Raw genomic sequence first — 14,104 nt, forward strand, 5'->3', positions numbered from 1 at the left:
GCGTAACTTCGACGGGACCGCCAGCGATGTAAGGGGAGTGTGGGCAACGTCCGCACTGATCATCCAGTAGCGACAAAGCCGCTGCCGGAGTAGTCCCAAAACGTTTGTCGGAGGGTTTCATGTCCTTGTTCACTGTCCTTGCCACTAGCAAAATCGCCGCCGGCGTCCTCGCTGCCGGAGCTGTAGCGGTTGGCGGAACCGGCGTCGCAGCCTTCAACGGAGCACTTCCCAACGATCTGCAGAAGAGCGCCCACGAGCTGCTCGGCGCCCCGGCTCCGGTAGCGTCCAAAGCAGCCGAGTCCGCGCTGTCCAAGACTGCCGACGCGTCCCAGACGGCAACGTCCAAGGCAACTGACGCCGCTGCCGATGCCAAGTCCAAGGCCACGGACGCCGTCGACGACGCAAAGTCCAAGGCCGCAGCGGCAGCCGCTTCAGCCAAAGCCACCTCGCCTGAGGCATTCGGCCTCTGCACCGCCCTCCTCAACGGCGGCCTGAAGGCTGACGCCAAGGTACCCGGTTACTCCTCACTGGTAGTCGCCGCTGGCGGCGAGGCCAACGTCAACGCACACTGCGCCACCGTCGTGAGCGAAGGCAAGGCCGCCGGCCTGAACGCTGACGGATCTGCTTCCGCCAAGGCCGACGCCGATGGAAACGCCGCAGTGCCGGCCGTACCGGCTGTTCCCGCCGTGCCGTCTGCACCGGCCGTTCCTGCTGTACCGGCCGTCCCGGCTGTGCCGTCCCACGTGCCGACCGCACCGGTGCACGTGCCGTCCGATTCTGTCAGCCCGTAACACTGCGGCTACGCTTGAACGGCGGGGCTCCTTGGCTAAATGACAAGGAGCCCCGCGACGCAACAGACGGCGGCAGTGGTCATTTCCTAGGCCAGGGACGATGACCGTGCTGCGTGGGATGGAGGGGTCGCGGGTGCTTGACCCTTTGGCTGACGAATATTTGCAGGCGGACGAGGAAGATCCCGCTCTGCTCTTCACGGCTGCCTACAACGAATTTTCCGGACCGGTGTTTGGATACCTGCGAGCCCGCGGCGTAGACGATCCGGAAGCAGTTACCCAGGACGTGTTCCTGGCCCTCTATCCCAAACTGGATTCCCTCCGCGGAGGTCTCCAGGGGGCCAAGACCCTGCTCTTCTCCATAGCGCACGCGCGCATGGTGGATCACTACCGGAAGCGGGAACGCACCCCTGATTCCGCGCCCTATGAATCCGATCTGGATTCGCGGCGCGCGCCTTCGGCCGAGGACCAGGCATTCGGGCATGGCGCAGGACTGGGTGTAACCGAGCTACTGGCGGACCTCAATCCCGACTATCGGGAGGTCCTGGCACTACGGGTCGTGGCGGACCTTTCGTTGGAAGAAACAGCGGACATCATGGGCAAGTCCCAAGGAGCCGTGAAGCAGTTGCAGCGCAGGGCATTGAGTGCACTGAGAGAACGTGCACTACTAAGGAATGGCACATCATGAGCGAAAAATCCGCATCCTTCGGCGAGCAAGGCGTTGACCGCCTGCTTGCTGAAGCCGGGCTCGACGAAGCGTACGAGATCCGGACCGAGCTGCTGGAACTGCGCGCCCTTGCGAGCACCCGGCCGCAGCCATCGGCGGCTGTGCAGGCTTTGATGGCACCTGCGGGCGTTGCGGCTGCTCCTGTCGCGGCCACAACCCCGCTAGCCCGCGCCGCGGCCACCCCTGTTGATGAACTGGCCACTTGTCGCCGTCGTAAGCGCCGTGCCGGCATTGCGGCTCTTGCCGTTGCGGCTTCCCTTGCCGCCGGAGCTACCGCCGCGGCTGCGTCCGACGGCGGCATTCCGGGAACGATCGAACACTTGGGCGCCGTGGTGGGATCCGTTGTTTCGCAGCTCACCCCTGGATCGGGCGGCAACGCTCCACAACAGCAAGGAACCCGCCAGGAGCCGGTCCCTATGCCCACCCGGGAAACAAACGTTCCCGGATCGCCCTCTCCGGAGTCCTCTGCGCCTGGGGCCCAAAACACCGCGCATCCATCGCCGCACGCGACTCCCGGCACTACCGCTCCGGGGTCCGAGTCGGATCCGCGTAATGGATTGCACGACATCGCAAAGGGCCGCCCGGGGCCAATTACGATCCCGACGCCGGAGGTCCCAACGCCCACGCTGCCGTTGCCCCAACCGGTTCCGTCCGAGATTCTTCCGGGCAGCCCGGTCAAGCCGTAACTGGCGTCGTGGAGTGTCCGGCGTCGTGCTCGGACAAGCCGCTCAGGCGGCCGGGGGTACTCCATTAGACGCTCCTGCAGATATGGCCTATTTTCACCCGACGCTCGCTCACCAATACGCCTGATATCTTCAACGCTCGCTCAGAAGATCTGAGCGAGCGTCGGGCCATAATGCCCTAAAAGCGAGCGAGCGTTGGGCCAAAATGCCCTAAAAGCGAGCGAGCGTCGGTGGGACCACGACGGCGGGGTGCCGCTTCCCGTGGAAGCCGCACCCCGCCGTCGTGATCGCTAAGCCGCCCCGGTGAGAGGCGGAGAGGAAACTATGCCGAGACCAGGTTGTGCCAATCGGCGACGAGGGGCAGGTTGTGCGCCTCGGAAACCGAGCGGTGCGTGACCTTGCCTGCCGCGATGTTGAGGCCGGCCGCCAGTGCGGGGTCGCGGTCGAATGCAGCCCTGACGCCCAGGTTGGCCAGTGACACCGCGTAGCGCAGGGTGACGTTGGTCAGGGCGTAAGTGGAAGTGTTCGGAACGGCGCCCGGCATGTTGGCGACGCAGTAGAAGATCGTGTTGTGGACCTTGTACGTGGGTTCCTGGTGCGTGGTGGGGTGCGTGTCCTCGAAGCAGCCGCCCTGGTCCACTGCGATGTCCACCAGCACGGAGCCGGGCTTCATGCGGGAAACCAGCTCGTTGGTGACCAGCTTGGGGGCCTTGGCGCCCGGGATCAGCACGGAACCGATGACGAGGTCGGCGTCGACCACGGACTTCTCGATCTCGTATGCGTTGGAGGCGACCGTCTTCAGGCGGCCCTGGTAGAGGGCGTCCAGTTCGCGGAGGCGGTTGATGTTGATGTCCAGGATGGTGACATCGGCGCCCAGGCCCAAGGCCATGGCGGCGGCGTTGGTACCGGCAACACCGGCGCCGAGGACAACAACCTTGGCCGGGCGGACGCCGGGTACGCCGCCCAGCAGCACACCCTTGCCACCGGCCGGAGCCATGAGGGAGGAAGCGCCGACGACGACCGACAGGCGGCCGGCAACCTCGGACATGGGTGCCAACAGAGGCAGCGCGCGGCCGTCCTGGACGGTTTCGTAGGCGATGGCCGTGACGCCGGAGTTGATGAGTTCCTGGGTCAGCTCGGCCTCGGCGGCCAAGTGCAGGTAGGTGAAGAGGATCAGGCCCTTGCGGAAGCGGTGGTACTCGGCCTTGATCGGTTCCTTGACCTTCATGACCATGTCAGCGCGTGCCCAGACGTCGTCGGCCTCGGCCACGATCTCAGCGCCGGCAACCGAGTATTCCTCGTCCGTGATACCGGAGCCCAGGCCTGCGCCCCGTTCCACCAGAACGGTGTGGCCGTGGGTGCGGAACTCGTGAACGCCCGCGGCCGTGATGGCAACGCGGAATTCGTTGTTCTTGATCTCTTTGGGGACACCGATGATCATTTTGGGCTCCATCTTCGAAAGGCTTCAACGGCCTTTTTCTCTGCGGGGGACTGTGCTTCCAGAATAAATCCGCTGTGAGCCAGCCGACAGGAAAGGCGATCGTCACAGTTGCCGACTTCCCCGGAATTACGCGGTTTTTGCCGCCCTCGACTCGACATTTGTCGATATTGAGGGCGTCAGGTGTCGCCTGATGTTCGTGGGGCAAAGTAGTGTTTTCTCCATGCAGCAAGACGTGGAGAAAATCGTCGAGGACGTAGCACTCAAGTTGGGCCGCGGCCTCTCCTTGGAAGACCTCGACGGCGTGCTGCTCGCCTACAGCTCCAACCAGTCCCACGCCGACCGCGTGCGCGTGAATTTCCTCCTCAGCAAGCGTGTCCCGGTGGACGTCAGCGCCTGGCAGCTCTCGCACGGCATCGCAACCGCGGTGCGTCCCGTCGTCGTACCCGCCAATGAAGAACTCGGGATGGTCGGGCGGGTTTGCGTCCCGTTGCTGGTGCGCGGATTCCGTGTGGGATACCTCTGGGTCCAGCAGGACCTTGACGAGCAGACCGCGACGGCGATACTCGCCGAATTGCCTGGTGTCCGGGACGAGTTGGACCTCCTCGCGGGGTTGCTGCTCGATTCCAATACGGCGGAATCGGAGTTCCGGCGCCGCCGTGAGCAGGAATTCCTCGCTGCATGCCAAGGCGAGTCCAACGCGGTGGCGGCCGTGGCGGGATGGAAGGAGATCCAAGGCAGGGGACCGTGGCAGCTGGTTACCGTGCTCGATGCTGCGGACAGTGGCGGCGTCTCTGATCCGATCGCGGCGACCCTGACACACCGTTCCGCCGCACTGCAGGCCACTATCGGGGTCGATTCCGTGCTTTTCAGCGCCGGGACTGAGACGCACTCAGTCCTGTTGTTCCGCGAAACGGGCGGACGGGCAGAGCATGCCCAGGTCCTGGTCCACTATCAGCTGGAACTCGCCAAGCGCGCCGGCCGAAAAGTGGACCGCGTCATTCTTGGCATCAGCGAGCCGTTTTCGGCTATTCGCCAACTGGGCCGGGCGTACCGGCAGTCGAAGCTCGCGGCCCAGGCTGCCGCCGTCGATCCTCCGCTCGGCGAGCTCGTGGACAGCCGCTCGGCCGGGATCTACCAGTTGTTCGAACGGCTACAGGCGCCCGGGGGCTGGGACGATTCGGGTTCCGTGCACTTCCAGGAGATCGAGGACGCCGACCGCAACGGCGAGCTGCTGCCCGTGCTCGAACTGCTTTACGACAGCGACGGCTCCGTTCAGGATGTGGCCTCGAAGCTCCACCTGCACCGCAGCAGCATCTACAACCGACTGGCCAGGGTCCGCCAGCTTATCGGAGCGGATCCGTTGAATGGCGCCACCCGTCTCGAACTCCACGCAACGCTCAAGGCGCGCCGCTGGGCTGGCCGACCGCGGATTTGAAGCGCAGGTACCGGAAACCGCGCTGGCCTACTTGTTGAACTGCCTCAACTGAAGGCTGCAGCGCCAGCGGTCCGGGCGGTGCTGAATCATCTGCGTCCAGGTGTTCCGGCAGCATCGTCCGTGCCACTCGACGGCAAATGCTCGATGCCCTCCCATCCTCACTGCAGTGCCTTGGTTGCTGCGTCCAGAATCGACCCAAGATCGACGCCCGGTTGGGTAGGCGGTGGCGTCGGTGTGGGGCTGGCCGGGGTCCGCGGCTTCCAAGAACCTGTGGGTGCGGGAGTCGGAGACGCTGGATCCGTCGGATCCGGTGTCGGGGTTGGGCTAGCGGGTCCGGTCGGACCGGGGCTGGGAGCCGGCGCAGGCTGGGCCGGAACCGGGGTGGAAGGAACAGGCGCCGGGGTGAGGCTTGGGGGCAGCGCTGACGGGAGGGCAGGAACCTGAACGGAGATCGATGGTGCAGGGACGCTCGACGATTCGACAGCTACCGGTCCTTGCGGCGAATGCTGCGCCGGGTCCCCGGCCTGGCCGGACTTGGCGCTCGGGGTAGCTGCCGAAGGTGATCCCGCAGCGCTGGGGGAGGTGCTTGGCGTCGTGGAAGGAGCGCCGGATTGCGTGGAGTCCTGGCTGTCTGCGCTGGCAGCGTCCTGGGCGCGGGATTCCTGGCCGAAGAAGGGCAACTCGAGGGCTTGTCCCAGGGAGCCGGCGGCCAACAAGATGCCTAGGGCACCTGTCACCACTGCCATTCGGTTGCTCATCGTCCGGACGGCGGCGGCCTTCTTGAGGACGGCGTGTGGTTCACGGCTGAAGGAGGAACCGGTAAGGGTCGCCGGACCGGCGCCCGCGCGGGTTGCCGCGGGAAGTGCCGTTGTGGCTGCGTTCTCGGTTTTGGCCGACTCTGCTGTCGCGCGAGCCAAGGTCGCAGCAGACACCGTCGGTATGGCCGCAGTGGCCGGCTCAGCTGTCGCAGGAGCCGCGGTCTCGGCAGCGACAGTCGGTATGGCCGCGGTGGCAGGTTCTGCCGCCGCAGCAGGCACTGTTTGAATGGCCGCAGTATCGCTGGCTTCGGAGGCCCGCTTCCGTTCGGCTGCACGGGCGGCCGCGCGCGTGGTGGGTGCCGCCGTCGTCGGGGTTGCGGCGGTGGTGGGTGCCGCCGTCGAACTCAAAGGTTCGGAAGCCGGCGCAGCGATGAACGGTTCGCTGTCTGTGGCCCGACGACGTCCGGTTGGTTTGGTGCTCTCGCCCGCCACTTGGGCACGGCGAGGCTGATCCATGGTTGGGGACATGGTGATTGCCTCTCAACGCCTTCGAGGTTAGCTGTCGGGTTCGGACGAGGCCGTCCGGCCGCGCGTGGCGGCTTCACCCCAAGGGCCTGAAGTGGGCCCGGAGACTCTGGGTCCCCCGTCTCTGCCGCGGGTCTGGCGGATTCCGGGTTGCGGCAGAGCTCGGCGTCAACCCGGAAGCGGCCCGGTTGGGGACTGGGTCGCCCCTCGACGTTACAACAGCCGGCATGCAAAGTCACATTTGAATAACGGGCGCGGTGACCCGTTTTTGCCCGGCCTGGCCGGCGATGAGTCCCGCGACGTGTTCGGCGTCGCGGCCGACCCCGCCCACGAGGCCGGAGGTCAACCCGTATTGGAAGGGCATGCCCGCAAAGAACAGTCCTGGGAGTTGTTCTACGGCGCCCCGGAGGGTGAGCGGCCAGCCGTCCTCATCCGTGGGAAGTCCTTGGATCCAGCCAAAGTCCGGTTGGTAACCAGTAGCCCAGATGACCGTGGACACCGGTATCGCGTGACCTTCATCGGTCAGGGGTTGGCCATCGCGCGTGCCCTTCAGGCGTGGTAGGCGGGTGACTCCCGCGGCGTCGAGCTCCCGCGTTGAGGTCCGGATCAGTGGCGCGCCATGCTGGGTGAACCCGAGCGCGACCTTGCGGCCGACAGGGGTGGATCTGTTCAGCACCTTGTGGATGAAGAGCCACCAAAGCCCGCCGGCGTATCGCGTCACGGGGCCTGGAATGTGGAACGGAGGGTTTCCTGCGATGTAGGTGCGGTGCGTGGGTGCGAGCTCCAGGGCGATTTCGACGCCGGAGGTGCCGGAGCCGACCACCAGGACATCTCCGGGCGGAATTGAGTCCGGGTTGGAGTATTCCGCTCCGTGCAGTTGGTGGATGCCTGGATCGAGATCCCTGGCGAACGCCGGGACCCGTGGCTGTGTATTCGGGCCCGTGGCAACAACAACGTTTCTCGCCAGGATCGACCCGGCGCTCGACTGCACCCGGAACCGGCCGTCCTCCCGCTCGATGCCGACGACGCGGGCGCCATGGCGTACCGGGAGTTCCCAGTTCGTGGCGTAATTCTCGAGGTATTCGGCCATGGTGTCTTTGCCGGGAAAGGTCCCCCGGGCGGCTGGAAACGGCAGGCCGGGAAGGGAATCGTGCTGCGCCGGGGTGAAGAGACGCAAGGAATCCCATCGGCTCCGCCACACGTCGCCGACGCGGGCCTGCGAGTCCAGGATGAGGAAATCTTGCCGGTGTTTCTTCAGGTGGTATCCGGTGGCGAGCCCCGCCTGCCCGGCGCCCACAATTACCGTGTTCACTGCCTCATTGCTGTCCATCGCGAAGCCTCCTGAGGTGTCCGAGGTCATTAGAATAGCATTCCAGTCACTGGAATGCTATTCTTTTTTCGTGGAAATCCGGCACAATGACAGGCGCTTAGCTCAAGCTGTCGCAACCAAAGCTGCCGTGGTGGAGGCCGCCCGTCAGCTGTTTCTGAGCAAAGGGTATGTGGCCACCACTATCGGGGCCGTCGCCGAGCAAGCAGGTGTGGCCGTCCAGACCATCTACAACTCCGTCGGCAACAAGGCTGCGCTGCTCTCCGCCGTGGTCGACGCGACGGCGGCGGGTCCGGACGCCCCCCGTTCCGTGCCGGAGACCATGCGCGAGCGGACTGCCGCAGCCGCCGACGCCGGAGCGGTCCTGGCGCTGTTGGCCGACTGGTTTGCCGAGGTGAATCCGCGGAGCGCCCAATTGTTCACCGTCATGCGGCAGGCCTCCGCCGTCGACGCCGAAGCCGCAAAAGTGGAGCGGGACCGGGCCGAAACCCGGCTACGGAACTATGCGGAAGCTGCGGCCGCGCTCAGGCGGCGCGGGGCACTGAGCTCCGGCATGAGCGACGAGCAAGCCGCTGCCGTGATCTGGTCGGTGGGTCATCCGGACACCTACCGGTCACTCGTGCTGGACTTCGCCTGGGGATTGGACCGCTACCGGGATTGGGTCCACGCTGCGCTCAAGGCCGCCCTCGCGTAGCTTTTCTACTTGTTGCTTTCCTCTTCCGCCGCGGCCGTCTTCTTCTGGGTTTCCAGCCACGCCATGATGTCCGCGAGCCTGATGCGCCGATGCGTGCCGCGGTATTCCACCGGGATTTCGCCACGGTCAGTCATGTTCCGCAGGTAGGTGTGCGAGATTCCCGCGAGTTCGGCCGCCCTCGACGTCGTGAGCATTTCCTCGACGCTGCTCACGGTCACAGCTTCACCTCGGCCCAGCCTGCCAAGGAGGTCGACGACGGCGTCCCTCGCCTCATCCGGCAGCCGGTGGACCGTGCCATCCACGAAGACGGTGATGTCGTTGCTGTCCTGGAGTGAGCGCGCCAGGTTACGGGCGTCGTCCGCGGGCAAGCCAGGCGTCACGCGGGGAGCTATCAATGCCATGGCAGAAGCCTAGCCGCGCTCAAGGCTGTGCGGTTACGCCGCCGTGTTAGATTCACGCCTATGGTCAACTACCCCGCCAATCCGGATCCCGCGCTCGCCGTGGCCGCGGCAATCGATCTACTGGTGCGGCAAGGCTATGACGCGACCTCCGTGGACGACCTTGCCGATGCCGCAGGGATCAGCCGGAGCACGTTTTTCCGCAAGTTCGGCTCCAAAGAGGACATTGTTTTCGCTGATCACGACCGTATTCTGGCGCGGGTCCAGGACCTCCTTGCGCGGACGACGGCGGATCCGTTGCGTGCCGTCGTGGATGCCGCGCTCTTGGTTTTTGGCCACCATGTGGGCAACTGGAGAACCTCCCTCGCCCGCTACGAGCTTCTGCATCAAGTGCCGGCTCTTCGTGACCGTGAACTGGTCACGACGCATCGCTATCAACGGGCTTTCCGGAATCATCTTCTTTCCGCGCTGCCCGAGGGCGAAAGCCGCGAGGTCACGGCCGTGGCCTTTGCCGCTTCGGTGGTTGCTGTGCACAACAGCGTCTTGCGCCAGTGGCTGCGCGCTATTTCTGCTGGCGATCGCGAGGCGGGTGCGGAGCGCGTCACAGGCGCGGAGCGCGATGTGCGGGAAGCTGAAGCCGAAGAGCTGGCCGCGCGGCTCGGGCGTGAATTGGGCGCGTTGGCGGACACTTTCGCCCATGTTTCAACCGGCGAGGCGGGTAGCGACGCAGCCGGTGCCGCGTCCGCGCCAGGCGGCCGGCCCGCCGTCGTGGTTGCTGTCCTCGATCCGGCAGCGGGTACGGAAGAGATCATTCAAGCGGTCCGGGACGCGCTGGCTTAGTTCGATCCAGCAGAATCCATGGTTGGAACTGAGTTCCTTGACATGAAACTGAGTGTCAGCGCATGCTGGGAGTCGTAGATCGCAACCCTGAGCGAGGATCCCCCATGACCACGATGTCCAACAGCGCTTCCGAGGAACTGGATGCCATATTCCCGGTCGGCGCAGCTTTTCCGGCTGGCACCATGGAGCCCGAGTATGTCCTGAACGAATCCCTGGACCCGGACCCGGCCTCCGTCTTCAAGGACGTTAGCCGCGAAGACCGCGCCTACTGGGACCGCGCGCGGACCTTTGTCCAGGACGACGTGCTCCCGGTCATCGCGGGGTACTGGGAGCGCGCGGAGTATCCGCTCCATCTGGTGAAGCGCCTGGGTGAACTTGATCTGCTGCGCGACGGAATCAACGTCGACGGGTTCCCGGCCATGAGCAAAACCGCCGCCGGACTGGTCACCATGGAACTGAGCCGCGGGGACGGCTCCATCGGCACAGTCGTCGCAGTCCAGGGCGGCTTGGCTTTGCGGTCCGTGGCGGAATGCGGTTCCCCAGAGCAGCAGGACCGTTGGCTTCCCGCGCTTTCCCGGGCCGAGGAATATGGCGCTTTCGCCTTGACCGAGCCCGCGCACGGTTCCGATTCGGTGGGACTCGAGACGACTGCGACCGCCGTCGACGGCGGCTATGTGCTCAACGGTGAAAAGAAATGGATCGGCAACGGCTCAATCGGCGGGCTGACCGTCGTCTGGGCCCGCGGCGACGACGGGCAGGTTCACGGATACCTCGTCCCCCAGGATTCCCCCGGGTACTCCGCCACGACCATTGAAGGCAAGCTGTCACTCAGGGCAATCTGGCAGGCACACATCCGCCTTGAGGATGTCTTCGTCCCGGCGGAAAACGCGCTCCCGGGTGCCCGGAGTTTCAAGGACACAGCCCGGGTGCTCCTGGCGACCCGGCTGGGAGTGGCCTGGTCCGCCGTCGGGCACGCCACTGCCTGTTACGAAACCGCGGTGCAGTACGCGGCCCAACGCCGGCAGTTCGGCCGCCCGTTGGCCGCTTCGCAGATTGTGCAGGAGCGACTTGCCCGGATGCATTCGGAGCTCGCCACCATGCAGCTCATGGTCATGCAGATGACCAAGCTGGACGAAGAGGGCGTGCTGACTCCCGCGCAGGCGGCCCTCGCGAAGTTCACGTGCACCCGCACTGCCCGCAGCATCGCGTCGAACGCCCGCGACCTGCTCGGTGGCAACGGGATCTTGTTGGCCAACCGCGTGGCCCGGCACTTCGCCGACATAGAGGGCATCCATACCTATGAAGGCACAGAGACTGTCCAAGCGTTGATCATCGGACGCTCGATCACGGGTATCTCCGCCTTCGCCTAAGGCGGTATCCCCCGCCCCCGGCGCGGCCCCCCGGACGCTCGCTCAGATATGAGCCCAAAATCCCGGACGCTCGCTCAGATATGAGCGCAATCGACGTAACGCTCGCTCGCCAATCAACGGTGAGCGAGCGTCTGGCGGGAGGCCACCGTATGTGAGCGAGCGTCTGGCGGGAAGCCACCATATGTGAGCGAGCGTTTGAGGGGGACGCCCCTACTCCGCGTCGAGGTCCGTTTCCAACAGTGTCACCAGGGAATCGAGGGCAGCGTCGGCGCCGTCGCCCTCGGCCCGAAGCACCACGACGTCGCCCTTCGCCGCGCCGAGCGTCATGAGCGAAAGGATGCTGGCGGCGTCGAGCGCGTCATCGGCAGGCGAACCGGCCATCGCGATGGTCACTTCAACCGGGGATTCCCCCGCGGCTTCGGCGAAGATCGCCGCCGGACGGGCGTGCAGTCCGGAGCGGCTGGCGATGGTGGCGGTGCGTTCGGGCATGGTTTCTCCTTGTGTTCAGGTGGGGCAGTACAGCGGGGCTCAGAGCCCGAGTTCTTCGAGGATCGGCAGTTTGGCGCGGACCCAGGCTTTCGCGTCAAGCGCATCGGGTGCGCTGAGCGCCAGCCGGGCCAGCTCTTGCGCTTGTTCCAGCGTCACCGTTTTGAGCACGGTTCCGACGGCGGCCAGCGAGCGGGCGGTCATGGAGAGCGTGGACACGCCCAGGCCAACGAGCACGACGGCGAGGGCCGGGTCCGCGGCAGCCTCACCGCAGACACCAACCGGCTTGCCGTGGCCCTCTTCCGCCGAGCCCGCCACCGTCAGCTGAACGAGGCGCAGGACGGCGGGCTGCCACGGGGTGTTGAGTTCGGCGAGGGGGCCGAGTTGCCGGTCGGCGGCCATGGCGTACTGGGTGAGGTCGTTGGTGCCGAGGGACGCGAAGCCCACGTGTCGGAGGACCGACGCCGAAGTCAATGCCGCGGAGGGAACTTCCACCATCACGCCGGGCGTCTTGATTCCCGCGGCATCGCACATCGACGCGAAATGGGCGGCCTCGGCGGCGGTCGAGATCATGGGTGCCATGACCCACACCTCGGCTTCTGTTTCGTCGGCAGCGATGGCGATGGCCTCGAGCTGGCGGTCCAAAACACCGGGCGTGGTGAAGTCGGTGCGGTAGCCGCGCACGCCGAGGGCCGGGTTGGGTTCGGTGGCGTCAGTGAGGAACGGAAGGGGCTTGTCAGCGCCGGCGTCGAGGGTACGGAGTACAACTTTCTTGCCCGGGAAAGCGTCAAACACACCCCTGTACGCGGCGGCCTGTTCCAGCACGGTCGGCTCGGTGTCGCGTTCCAGGAAGCAGAATTCGGTGCGGAAAAGGCCCACGCCCTGGGCGCCGAGCGCAGCAGCCGCGGCAGCGTCCTTGGCGCCGCCGACGTTGGCGAGGAGGGGCACCAAGTGGCCGTCCGCCGTCGTGCCGTTTCCGTCAAAGACCGCCAGAGTGGCGGCGTTTTCGACCCATGCGAGGGCAGCCGCGCGCTGTTCTTCGCTGGGTTCGAGGGAGAGTGAGCCGGCCGCGCCGTCCACAAAGACTTCTGCGCCGTCAGGAATTTCGTCCACTCCGCGGGCCGCGACAACCGCGGGCAGGCCGAGCGAGCGAGCGATGATCGCGGTGTGGGACTGCGGTCCGCCGCCCGAGGTGACCAGTGCTGTCACGACGGCGGGGTCCAGCGTTGCGGTGTCGGCGGGAGCGAGGTCTTCGGCCACGAGGATGAACGGAGTGTCCGATGCCGGGATCCCCGGGGCGGGGACTCCGCGGAGTTCGGCGACGATCCGCGCGCGGACGTCCAGGACGTCGGTGGCGCGCTCGGCCATGTATCCGCCCAGGTTGTGGAGCATTTCGGACACGGAGGCACCGGCTTCCCAGATGGCGCGTTCGGCGGAGCTGCCGTTGTTGTTGATGAGCTTGGTGGCCGATTTCAGAAGCATGGTGTCCTTGGCCATGAGCGCGGTGGCTTCCAGCACGGCCTTACCGTCGCCGCTGGCCTTGTCCGCGCGTGCTTTGAGTTCGTCGTGGACCGACTGGGCCGCCGCTTTGAGGCCGGCGACGGCGTCTTCCGCGGTGGTCGATGCGGCTAGCTGCTCTCCCGACGGCGGTTCGCTGACTGGTTTGGGCATCTGACGGATAGTGCCAATGACGCGGCCCGGGCTGACGCCTACTCCTTGGAAATTCTGCACTGAAATCCTCTGTTCCTGCTCTCGGATCGGACCCGGCGGCTGCGGCGCCTCGGGATCCGAAAAAATCTCCTGTGACTCACTTCATATAGCGTTGCTATAGGTGCTAGGGTAGCGGCTATGAGTTTCGATGACCAGCTTCCGCCCAAAACTCGGCTGCTCCGTGCAGCTGCCGAGTTGCTGGCGAATTCGGATGGGTCGCCGGTCTCTACGCGCCAAATCACCAAACTTGCCGGCGTCACGGCGCCCACGCTTTACCACCACTTCGGCGACAAGGAGGGGCTGTTCGACGCCGTCGTCGCGGCCGGCTTCGAGGAGTATGTGGCGGGAGAGCGGGACTTCGCTCCCTCTGGGGTTCCCCTGGAGGACGTCCGCCGGATGTGGGACAACCACGTCCAGTTCGGACTTACCCAACCGCACCTTTACCTGGTAATGTTCGGCAACATCCGTCCGGAAAGCAGGCCGGCCATCGTGGCTGATGCCGAGTCGCTTCTGGAGGAGATGCTGAGCAAGGCGGCCATTGCCGGGCAGATCAACGTACCCCCGCGTGAGGCGGCCAGAAGCATCCTGGCGGCCAACGTTGGCGTCACGCTCATGCTCATTGCAGAGCCCCTGGAAGACCGGAACCTCGAACTTTCCACCATGACCCGGGATTCCATGATTTTCGCCGTGTCCACGGAAACAGCCCGTGGCGCCGCAGCAGACGACTCCGGCAAGTCGTCCGTTGTTGTTGCGGCAATCGCGCTGAATGCGGCACTCCAAGCCTCGCATTCAGACCAGCTATCCAGTTCGGAACTGAAGCTGTTCCTTGAATGGCTTCACCGAATCTCCAGCAGCTCCTAGAGCTGTCCTCCTTCGATAGATATCGACTGATTCCGCATTGATGCGGGACTCACGTTAGGAA

Annotated in this window: 14 protein-coding genes and 1 riboswitch; of the genes, 8 read left to right on the forward strand and 6 right to left on the reverse strand. The window is 65.5% G+C overall.

The features are described 5' to 3' along the window. Positions 1–119: 119 nt before the first annotated feature. From QRN51_RS05515 to QRN51_RS05525, 3 genes are all read left to right on the forward strand, one after another. Complete coding sequence (locus QRN51_RS05515) at positions 120–791, forward strand: hypothetical protein (RefSeq protein ID WP_059388726.1); 672 nt, start codon at positions 120–122, stop codon at positions 789–791. Between the two features lie 133 nt (positions 792–924). Further along, positions 925–1,476 carry an RNA polymerase sigma factor gene (locus QRN51_RS05520; protein ID WP_059388725.1) on the forward strand — a complete coding sequence of 184 codons (552 nt, stop codon included), beginning with the start codon at positions 925–927 and terminating at the stop codon, positions 1,474–1,476. Next, a complete protein-coding gene (locus QRN51_RS05525; RefSeq protein ID WP_284988958.1) occupies positions 1,473–2,201 on the forward strand; it encodes a hypothetical protein in 729 nt (242 codons plus the stop codon). The genes QRN51_RS05520 and QRN51_RS05525 overlap by 4 nt, the downstream gene beginning before the upstream one ends. Before the next feature lie 319 nt (positions 2,202–2,520). Here QRN51_RS05525 and ald read toward each other — a convergent pair whose 3' ends face one another. Next, positions 2,521–3,639: an alanine dehydrogenase gene (gene ald / locus QRN51_RS05530; RefSeq protein ID WP_284988959.1), complete on the reverse strand. Its 1,119-nt coding sequence runs from the start codon at positions 3,637–3,639 to the stop codon at positions 2,521–2,523. 220 nt (positions 3,640–3,859) lie between these two features. Here ald and QRN51_RS05535 point away from each other — a divergent pair, with 220 nt between their 5' ends. Further along, positions 3,860–5,074: a PucR family transcriptional regulator gene (locus QRN51_RS05535; RefSeq protein ID WP_059390274.1), complete on the forward strand. Its 1,215-nt coding sequence runs from the start codon at positions 3,860–3,862 to the stop codon at positions 5,072–5,074. Between the two features lie 158 nt (positions 5,075–5,232). Here the strand turns inward: QRN51_RS05535 and QRN51_RS05540 are convergent, their stop codons facing one another. Together QRN51_RS05540 and QRN51_RS05545 are read right to left on the reverse strand one after the other, a co-directional pair. Next, positions 5,233–6,348, reverse strand: a complete 1,116-nt coding sequence (locus tag QRN51_RS05540) for a hypothetical protein (protein WP_284988960.1) — start codon at positions 6,346–6,348, stop codon at positions 5,233–5,235. 14 nt (positions 6,349–6,362) lie between these two features. Continuing rightward, a riboswitch (cyclic di-AMP (ydaO/yuaA leader) is annotated at positions 6,363–6,508 on the reverse strand. An 84-nt stretch (positions 6,509–6,592) separates the two neighbouring features. Beyond that, entirely contained in the window at positions 6,593–7,717 is a 1,125-nt protein-coding gene (locus QRN51_RS05545; RefSeq protein WP_284988961.1) for a flavin-containing monooxygenase, read from the reverse strand. 40 nt (positions 7,718–7,757) lie between these two features. Between QRN51_RS05545 and QRN51_RS05550 the strand changes: the two genes are divergently transcribed. Then, positions 7,758–8,378 carry a TetR/AcrR family transcriptional regulator gene (locus QRN51_RS05550; RefSeq protein WP_284988962.1) on the forward strand — a complete coding sequence of 207 codons (621 nt, stop codon included), beginning with the start codon at positions 7,758–7,760 and terminating at the stop codon, positions 8,376–8,378. A 5-nt stretch (positions 8,379–8,383) separates the two neighbouring features. On the opposite strand, the gene QRN51_RS05555 is transcribed toward QRN51_RS05550, so the two are convergent. Then, positions 8,384–8,779 (reverse strand): helix-turn-helix domain-containing protein, encoded by a 396-nt coding sequence (locus tag QRN51_RS05555; protein ID WP_284988963.1) that lies wholly within the window; start codon positions 8,777–8,779, stop codon positions 8,384–8,386. Between the two features lie 60 nt (positions 8,780–8,839). Between QRN51_RS05555 and QRN51_RS05560 the strand changes: the two genes are divergently transcribed. Further along, complete coding sequence (locus tag QRN51_RS05560) at positions 8,840–9,616, forward strand: TetR/AcrR family transcriptional regulator (protein ID WP_284988964.1); 777 nt, start codon at positions 8,840–8,842, stop codon at positions 9,614–9,616. A 113-nt stretch (positions 9,617–9,729) separates the two neighbouring features. After that, on the forward strand, positions 9,730–10,986 hold the full coding sequence (locus tag QRN51_RS05565; protein ID WP_284988985.1) for an acyl-CoA dehydrogenase family protein: 1,257 nt from the start codon (positions 9,730–9,732) through the stop codon (positions 10,984–10,986). 210 nt (positions 10,987–11,196) lie between these two features. On the opposite strand, the gene QRN51_RS05570 is transcribed toward QRN51_RS05565, so the two are convergent. Then, positions 11,197–11,475: an HPr family phosphocarrier protein gene (locus QRN51_RS05570; RefSeq protein WP_234751838.1), complete on the reverse strand. Its 279-nt coding sequence runs from the start codon at positions 11,473–11,475 to the stop codon at positions 11,197–11,199. A 39-nt stretch (positions 11,476–11,514) separates the two neighbouring features. Next, a complete protein-coding gene (gene ptsP / locus QRN51_RS05575; RefSeq protein ID WP_284988965.1) occupies positions 11,515–13,203 on the reverse strand; it encodes a phosphoenolpyruvate--protein phosphotransferase in 1,689 nt (562 codons plus the stop codon). Positions 13,204–13,320: 117 nt separating this feature from the next. On the opposite strand from ptsP, the gene QRN51_RS05580 reads away from it, so the two are divergent. Beyond that, positions 13,321–14,043 (forward strand): TetR/AcrR family transcriptional regulator, encoded by a 723-nt coding sequence (locus QRN51_RS05580; protein WP_059388720.1) that lies wholly within the window; start codon positions 13,321–13,323, stop codon positions 14,041–14,043. Positions 14,044–14,104 lie beyond the last annotated feature (61 nt).

Origin of the sequence: Arthrobacter sp. efr-133-TYG-120 (genome assembly GCF_030209785.1) — a bacterium.
Classification (GTDB): domain Bacteria; phylum Actinomycetota; class Actinomycetes; order Actinomycetales; family Micrococcaceae; genus Arthrobacter.